Genomic DNA, 6,897 nt, shown 5'->3' on the forward strand with positions numbered 1-6,897 from the left:
GCTTATGTCCAGTTATGCCGCAACGCAGCGGCGGTCCGGCGGGATGACCAAGGACGAACGTTTCGTCATTGTCGCATCGTCGCTCGGTACCGTTTTCGAATGGTACGACTTTTATCTGTACGGGTCGCTCGCCGCGATCATCGGCGCGCAGTTCTTCAGCGCCTATCCGCCGGCGACGCGCGACATTTTCGCCCTTCTGGCGTTCGCCGCCGGCTTCCTGGTGCGCCCGTTCGGCGCCATCGTGTTCGGCCGCATCGGCGACATCGTCGGCCGCAAATACACCTTCCTCGTCACCATTCTGATCATGGGCCTGTCGACCTTCATCGTCGGCCTGCTGCCCAATGCGGCGACGATCGGCATCGCGGCGCCGATCATCCTGATCTGTCTGCGCCTGCTGCAGGGCCTCGCGCTCGGCGGCGAGTACGGCGGCGCGGCGACCTATGTGGCCGAACACGCGCCACCCGGCAAACGCGGCTACTACACGTCGTTCATTCAGACCACCGCCACGCTCGGACTATTCCTGTCGCTGATCGTGATCCTGGTCACCCGCACGGTGCTGGGCGAACCAGCCTTCGCGGATTGGGGCTGGCGGATTCCGTTCCTGGTATCGGTCGTGCTGCTCGGCGTCTCGGTCTGGATCCGGCTGCGGCTGAACGAATCGCCCGTGTTCCAGAAAATGAAGGAGGAGGGCAAGAGCTCGAAAGCGCCCCTGACCGAAGCCTTCGCCAACTGGGGCAACGCCAAGATCGTGCTGATCGCGCTGTTCGGCGGCGTGATGGGTCAGGGCGTGGTCTGGTACACCGGCCAGTTCTACGCGCTGTTCTTCCTGCAATCGATCCTCAAGGTCGACGGCTACACGTCGAACCTGCTGATCGCCTGGTCGCTGCTGCTCGGCACGTTCTTCTTCATCTTCTTCGGCTGGCTGTCCGACAAGATCGGCCGCAAGCCGATCATCCTCACCGGCTGCGCGATCGCGGCGCTGTCGTTCTTCCCGATCTTCAAGGCGATCACCTCCAACGCCAACCCGGCGCTGGAGCGGGCCATCGAGACCATCAAGGTCGAGGTGGTGTCGGATCCCGCGCTGTGCGGCGACCTGTTCAACCCGGTCGGCACCCGCGTGTTCACGCAGCCTTGCGACACCGCGCGCGCCTTCCTGTCGCAGTCGTCGGTGAAGTACTCCACCGCGAAGGGCCCGGCGGGCTCGGGCGTCAAGGTGATGGTGAACGACACCGAGGTGCCCTACACCGACGCCAAGACCTCCAACCCGGCGGTGCTGGCGGCGATCCAGGCGGCGGGCTATCCGAAGGCCGGCGACGCCGAGATCGTGAAGATGGCGCATCCGTTCGACGTCTTCAGGCCGGCGCCGGCGGCGGTGATCGGACTGCTGTTCGTGCTGGTGCTGTTCGTCACCATGGTCTACGGGCCGATCGCCGCGATGCTGGTCGAACTGTTCCCGACCCGCATCCGCTACACCTCGATGTCGCTGCCCTACCACATCGGCAACGGCTGGTTCGGCGGCCTGCTGCCGGCGACCGCCTTCGCGATCGTGGCGTCGACCGGCGATATCTACGCCGGCCTCTGGTATCCGATCATCTTCGCGTCGATCACCGTGGTGATCGGCCTGATCTTCCTGCCCGAGACCAAGAACGTCGATATCAGCAGAAACTGATCGTCATCGGTCCGGCGCCTCGCGCCGGACCATCCGACAAAGCATTTCGGCCGCGGAGCAATCCGCGGCCGTTTTGTTTGAAGCAAGCGTCGCGCCCGCGTCGCCCTCACCCCAACCCTCTCTCGCAAGCGGGAGAGGGAGTGCTCAGCGGTTGATTGATCATCTTCACAAGCAAAGCGTCATCCTGAGGTGCACCTCCTGACGCGCATCAGCGCGACAGGAGGTGCCTCGAAGGATGGGCCACAGTGTCGTTGCTCATCCTTCGAGGCTCGCCGCTGCGCGGCGAGCACCTCAGGATGACGCTGCGACTCGAATGCGCATGGGATCAGCCCGTCGAACCCAGGAACTGCAGCACCACGTCGCGGCGATGCGGCCTGCGGCGGTGTTCGATCAGATAGATGCCCTGCCAGGTGCCGAGCGCGAGCCGGCCCTGCAGCACCGGGATCTGCAGCGAGGTCGCGGTCAGCATCGACTTGACATGCGCCGGCATGTCGTCGGGCCCCTCGGTGTCGTGCGCCCAGCCGGCATTCTCCGGCGCGAGCCGGTTCAGCACCGTGGTGAGATCGATCAGCACCGTGGGGTCGGCGTTCTCCTGGATCGTCAGCGACGCCGAGGTGTGGCGCACGAACAGCGTCAACGCGCCGTCCTGCGCGTTCGCCTCCGCCACGAACTTCGCCGCCTCGCCGGTGATATCGACGAAGCCCGCGCCGCCGGTCTGCACGGTGAGCAGCGACGAGGCGACCTGGGTGATCGCGGCCGCCGCGATCGGGGCGCGGCTCAGCGTGCGGGATGAATTCATGCGATCCTCGTTGAGAACAGACCGCTCACGTCTTGCCGTCGCCGATGGTTTCCCGCTGGATCCGGTTGGCCATCTCGATCAGCCGCCGCCAGGCGCGCTCGATGAATCCCATCACCCGGTCGACGTCCTGATCGCTCGGCAGCGGGATCTCCAGCCGTCGCTGGCCGTCCTTGGTGGTGACTTCCGGCGTCGCCATCTTGTCGCTCTTCGGCATCGACTCGTCGATCTTGCCGGAGACGGTCGGCCCGCGCTGCGCGAGCTGCGCCTTGAGGCTGTCGTTCTCGACCCTGAGCGCGTCGACCTCTTTTTTCAGGCGATCGTTGTCGCCCTGCAGCCGGCCGATCTCGGCATCGAACGCCGAACGCTCGTCGGCGATCGCATAGCAGGCCCAGCCATTGCCCTTGTCGCTGCAGGTCGAGGCCTTGCCGGTGCGGGTATCGAGCCGCACCACGCCGTCGGCGCTCGGGGTGAAGGTGTAGCGGCCGTTCTCGCTGTCCGGCAGCGACTGGGCGACGGCGCCGCCGCCGCACAGGGCGAACACCACCGACAGCGCAGCGGACCGCATCCGGCGCGGCGCCGGGCGGATGGAGATGGCTTCGGTCGTGGCAAGAGTCGTGAGTAGGGTCATCGGAGCGCTCCGCCTGACAGAGAAAGACCCCGATCCATATGGGGTGTCAGGCCGGCGGACGATACGGGCCGCGGCCCGATTTCAACGCGTCGGCCAGCAGTTCGATCCGGTCCTGGCCCCAGAACACCTCGCCATCCAGCACATAGGCCGGCGAACCGAACACGTCCGCGGCCATCGCGTCCTGGCGGTTCTGCTCATAGGCGGCGCGGATCTGATCCGACGCGGCCTGCGCCACCAGCTTTTCGCCCGGCAGGCCGGCCTCATTGGCGAGCCGCGTCAGGACAGCAACATCCGTGAGATCGAGCTCCTGCTCCCACACCGCCGGATAGGCCTTTTGCAGATAGGGTTCCGGATCGAGCCCGGCCGCCAGCGCGGCGAGCACCACGCCGTCGGCGAGACGGGCGTCGAACGGCCAGTGCTTCGGCCACAATTTGAAATCGAGCCCGCGCTTGTCGCGCCAGCGCTGCAGTTCGACCAGCCGATAGCGCTGCCGCGCCGGGTGCCGCTTGGCCAGCGGCAGGCCGCCGGTTTCCGAGAACAGCCCGGCCAGCAGAACCGGCTTGTAGTTGACCGCGAGGTCGTGCGCTTCGACGAGCTGTCGGAACGCCTTGTGACCGATATAGGCCCAAGGCGACTGGAACGAGAAATAGTAGTCGATCGGACGTGGCATGCGGTCTCCGGCTGATGGAATATCGGAACGCTCGATGCGAACGAGTCGCTGAAATCGGACGCATCCGATCAGAGCCTATCAGCCGGTGCAAGCCGAACGTCGGCGCGCGATGCTGCTATCGCACTGCGGACAAGTTACCGCAGCGAGTCGCAATTCCTCAATAAAACCAGCCAAAACAAGGCCCTGAAGGGCTGCGAGCGAATCTTGACTTGCCTCTATGCCGTCAGTATGGTCCGCGCGGCTTTTGAGGGTCACGGGGCGTTATTTTCATCATCTGCGGCACCGTTTCGGGTCTCCACGATATGGCGGACGACACGCACGAGGGCGGCAAACAGGCTGATGGAAGTCGCGGCAATACGCCCGATGAAGCTGCGCTTTCCGCAAGGCTCGGAAGTCTGGATCGCCGGTTGTCCAAAATTGGGGGCGGCCGAAACATCGGGACTGACGGGTCCGGAGACCAGCAGGACGAGGCCCAGGCCAAGGCATCCGCCATGGCTGTGGGGCTTCGCATGTCCTCGGAGCTGGTGGCCGGTGTCCTTGGCGGAGCGGCGCTCGGCTGGGGTCTCGATCGTTTGCTGTCGATTTCTCCCTGGGGCCTGATCGTGTTTGCGCTGCTGGGCTTTACCGCCGGCGTGATCAATGTGATGAGGGCCGCGGGTGTGATGGCGAAACAATCCGAGCGGCTCTGACGGGTTCCGAAGTGCAATCGACCATCGACACAAGCGCAAGCTCGCGAAACCGGTAGACTGAGAAACAATGGCCGCCGATCCAATTCATCAGTTCCAGATCACCAAGCTGTTTTCCCTTGGTCACATTGGCGGACAGGAAATCGCCTTCACCAATTCGTCGGCCTACATGTTCGCCTCGGTGGCGATCATCGCGGTGCTGATGCTGGCGCCGGGCCGCCAGCTGGTGCCGGGCCGGTTCCAGTCGATCGCCGAGCTGTCCTACGAATTCGTCGCGAACATGATCCGATCGACCGCCGGCAAGGAAGGGCTGAAGTTCTTCCCGCTGGTGTTCTCGCTGTTCATGTTCATCGCGGTCTCCAATCTGGTCGGCATCATCCCCTACACCTTCACGGTGTCGAGCCACCTGATCGTCACGGTCACGCTGGCGATGCTGGTGTTCCTCACCGTGCTGATCTACGGCCTGGCCAAGAACGGTCTGAAGTTCTTCAAGCTGTTCGTGCCGTCCGGCGTGCCGATCTACATCCTGCCGCTGGTCGTGTTCATCGAGGTGATCTCGTTCTTCCTCAAGCCGGTGTCGCATTCGGTGCGTCTGTTCGCCAACATGCTGGCGGGCCACATCGCGCTGAAAGTGTTTGCGAGCTTCATCGCGATGCTGGGCGCGCTCGGCGTCGTCGGCTGGTTCGGCGCGGTGCTGCCGCTCGGCCTGACCGTCGCCCTGACCGCACTCGAACTGCTGGTCGCGTTCCTGCAGGCCTATGTGTTCGCCATCCTGACTTGCATCTATCTCAACGATGCGATTCACCCGGGCCACTGAGGCCCGGTCACCGACCACTCTTCAACCAAACCCCAACAGGAGTTCGTTACATGGATCCGATTGCCGCGAAGTACATTGGCGCTGGTATTGCCTGCATTGGCATGGGCGGCGCGGGCGCCGGCGTGGGCATCATCTTCGGCAACTATCTTGCCGCCGCGGTGCGCAATCCTTCGGCTGCTCAGGGCCAGTTCGGCAACCTGATTTTCGGCTTCGCGGTGACGGAAGCGCTCGGCATCTTCTCGCTGCTGATCGCGCTGCTGCTGCTGTTCGCCCTCTAAGGTCCAATCCGGTCGCGACGCTGTGGTCGTGACCGGCCGAACAGGAGAAGCCCGTGGCTGTAGGTCAAGGCGATGCGAAGGGCGCAACCGCCCACACGGCGGCCGACGGGGGCCACAAGGCCCCTTTTCCGCCGTTCCAGAAGGAAACCTTTGCCTCGCAATTGGTGTCGCTGACGATCGCCTTCGTCGCGCTCTATCTGATCGTTTCCAAGTTCGCACTGCCGCGCGTCGGCGGCGTGCTCGAGGAGCGCCAGAAGACGATCGACGGCGATCTGGCGGCGGCCCAGAAGCTGAAGGGCGAATCGGACGACGCGCTGAAGGCCTATGAGGCCGAGCTCGCTGCGGCCCGCACCCGGGCCCAGGCGATCGGCGCCGAGACCCGCGAGAAGCTGAATGCGGCGGCGGAAGCCGAGCGCAAGACGCTGGAAGAGCGGCTGTCGGCGAAGCTCGCCGACGCCGAAAAAACCATCGCAGCGACCCGCACCGCCGCCATGGGCAATGTTCGCGGCATCGCCTCCGAGGCGGCCGCTGCGATCGTTCAGCAGTTGGCCGGCGTGCAGCCGGACAGCAAGGCGCTGGAAAGCGCGGTCAACGCTTCGATAAAGGGCTGAGGCCGATGGAAATCTTCGCTGAGGCAGAAACCTGGGTCGCGATCGCGTTCGTGATCCTGATGGGCATCTTCGCCTATCTCGGTGTCCACCGCACCGTGCTGAAGGCCCTCGACAATCGTCGCGACCGGATCAAGGCCGAGCTCGACGAGGCCCGCAAGCTCAAGGACGAGGCCGCCAAGCTGCTCGCCGACTATCGCGCGCGGCGCGCGCAGGCGGAACGCGAGGCCGAGGCGATCGTCGCCAGCGCCAAGGCCGACGCCGAACGGATCGCGGCGGAATCCAAGGCCAAGCTGGAAGACTTCGTCGTCCGCCGCACCAAGACCGCGGAGAACAAGATCGCGCTGGCGGAGGCCCAGGCCGTCGCCGACGTGCGGGCCGCAGCGGCCGAGGCCGCCGTGTCCGCCGCCGCGACGATCCTGTCGCAGTCGGTCAAGGGCCAGGTCGCCGACGACCTGCTCGGCAAGGGCATCCAGGAAGTCCGCAGCAAGCTCAACTGAGCGCGCTTCTCACTCCAAATTCAAAAGCCGGCGCGAGCAATCGTGCCGGCTTTTTTTTGTTGCTCTTCTGGAGTGTCCATGTTCGCGCGAGGCGCCCCAACCGGCACGGCGCAACCTCTCCCGCTTGCGGGGGAGGTCGGATCGCGCAGCGATCCGGGTGGGGGAAGCTGACTCTCCGCGCACGCGGACTCAATGCCGGCGTGGGGGGCCGCCCCCCCCCCCCCCCCCCCCGGGGGGGGGGG

9 protein-coding genes are annotated in these 6,897 nt (G+C 65.2%); 6 read left to right on the top strand and 3 right to left on the bottom strand.

Annotated features, from left to right (window positions below):
• The first annotated feature begins 4 nt into the window (after positions 1-4).
• Positions 5-1,669, top strand: coding sequence for an MFS transporter (locus tag ACTZWT_RS24280; protein WP_444772247.1), 1,665 nt, complete (start codon positions 5-7; stop codon positions 1,667-1,669).
• Between the two features lie 325 nt (positions 1,670-1,994).
• Here ACTZWT_RS24280 and ACTZWT_RS24285 read toward each other — a convergent pair whose 3' ends face one another.
• Genes ACTZWT_RS24285 through ACTZWT_RS24295 form a run of 3 tightly spaced genes read right to left on the bottom strand, consistent with a single transcriptional unit; the run spans position 1,995 to position 3,766 of the window.
• Entirely contained in the window at positions 1,995-2,468 is a 474-nt protein-coding gene (locus tag ACTZWT_RS24285; protein ID WP_444772248.1) for a secondary thiamine-phosphate synthase enzyme YjbQ, read from the bottom strand.
• Positions 2,469-2,493: 25 nt separating this feature from the next.
• Complete coding sequence (locus tag ACTZWT_RS24290) at positions 2,494-3,096, bottom strand: hypothetical protein (RefSeq protein WP_444772249.1); 603 nt, start codon at positions 3,094-3,096, stop codon at positions 2,494-2,496.
• Between the two features lie 46 nt (positions 3,097-3,142).
• Entirely contained in the window at positions 3,143-3,766 is a 624-nt protein-coding gene (locus ACTZWT_RS24295; protein WP_444772250.1) for a 2-hydroxychromene-2-carboxylate isomerase, read from the bottom strand.
• Positions 3,767-4,068: 302 nt separating this feature from the next.
• Between ACTZWT_RS24295 and ACTZWT_RS24300 the strand changes: the two genes are divergently transcribed.
• From ACTZWT_RS24300 to ACTZWT_RS24320, 5 genes are all read left to right on the top strand, one after another.
• A complete protein-coding gene (locus ACTZWT_RS24300) occupies positions 4,069-4,455 on the top strand; it encodes an AtpZ/AtpI family protein (protein WP_444772251.1) in 387 nt (128 codons plus the stop codon).
• A 67-nt stretch (positions 4,456-4,522) separates the two neighbouring features.
• On the top strand, positions 4,523-5,269 hold the full coding sequence (locus ACTZWT_RS24305) for a F0F1 ATP synthase subunit A (RefSeq protein WP_444772252.1): 747 nt from the start codon (positions 4,523-4,525) through the stop codon (positions 5,267-5,269).
• A 50-nt stretch (positions 5,270-5,319) separates the two neighbouring features.
• Positions 5,320-5,547, top strand: a complete 228-nt coding sequence (locus tag ACTZWT_RS24310) for a F0F1 ATP synthase subunit C (RefSeq protein ID WP_009796340.1) — start codon at positions 5,320-5,322, stop codon at positions 5,545-5,547.
• A 53-nt stretch (positions 5,548-5,600) separates the two neighbouring features.
• Positions 5,601-6,158 (top strand): F0F1 ATP synthase subunit B family protein, encoded by a 558-nt coding sequence (locus ACTZWT_RS24315; RefSeq protein WP_444772253.1) that lies wholly within the window; start codon positions 5,601-5,603, stop codon positions 6,156-6,158.
• A 5-nt stretch (positions 6,159-6,163) separates the two neighbouring features.
• Positions 6,164-6,655 carry a F0F1 ATP synthase subunit B family protein gene (locus ACTZWT_RS24320; RefSeq protein ID WP_444772254.1) on the top strand — a complete coding sequence of 164 codons (492 nt, stop codon included), beginning with the start codon at positions 6,164-6,166 and terminating at the stop codon, positions 6,653-6,655.
• Positions 6,656-6,897: the final 242 nt, after the last annotated feature.

Origin of the sequence: Rhodopseudomonas sp. NSM (assembly GCF_052445935.1) — a bacterium.
In the GTDB taxonomy this organism is placed as follows: Bacteria; Pseudomonadota; Alphaproteobacteria; order Rhizobiales; family Xanthobacteraceae; genus Rhodopseudomonas.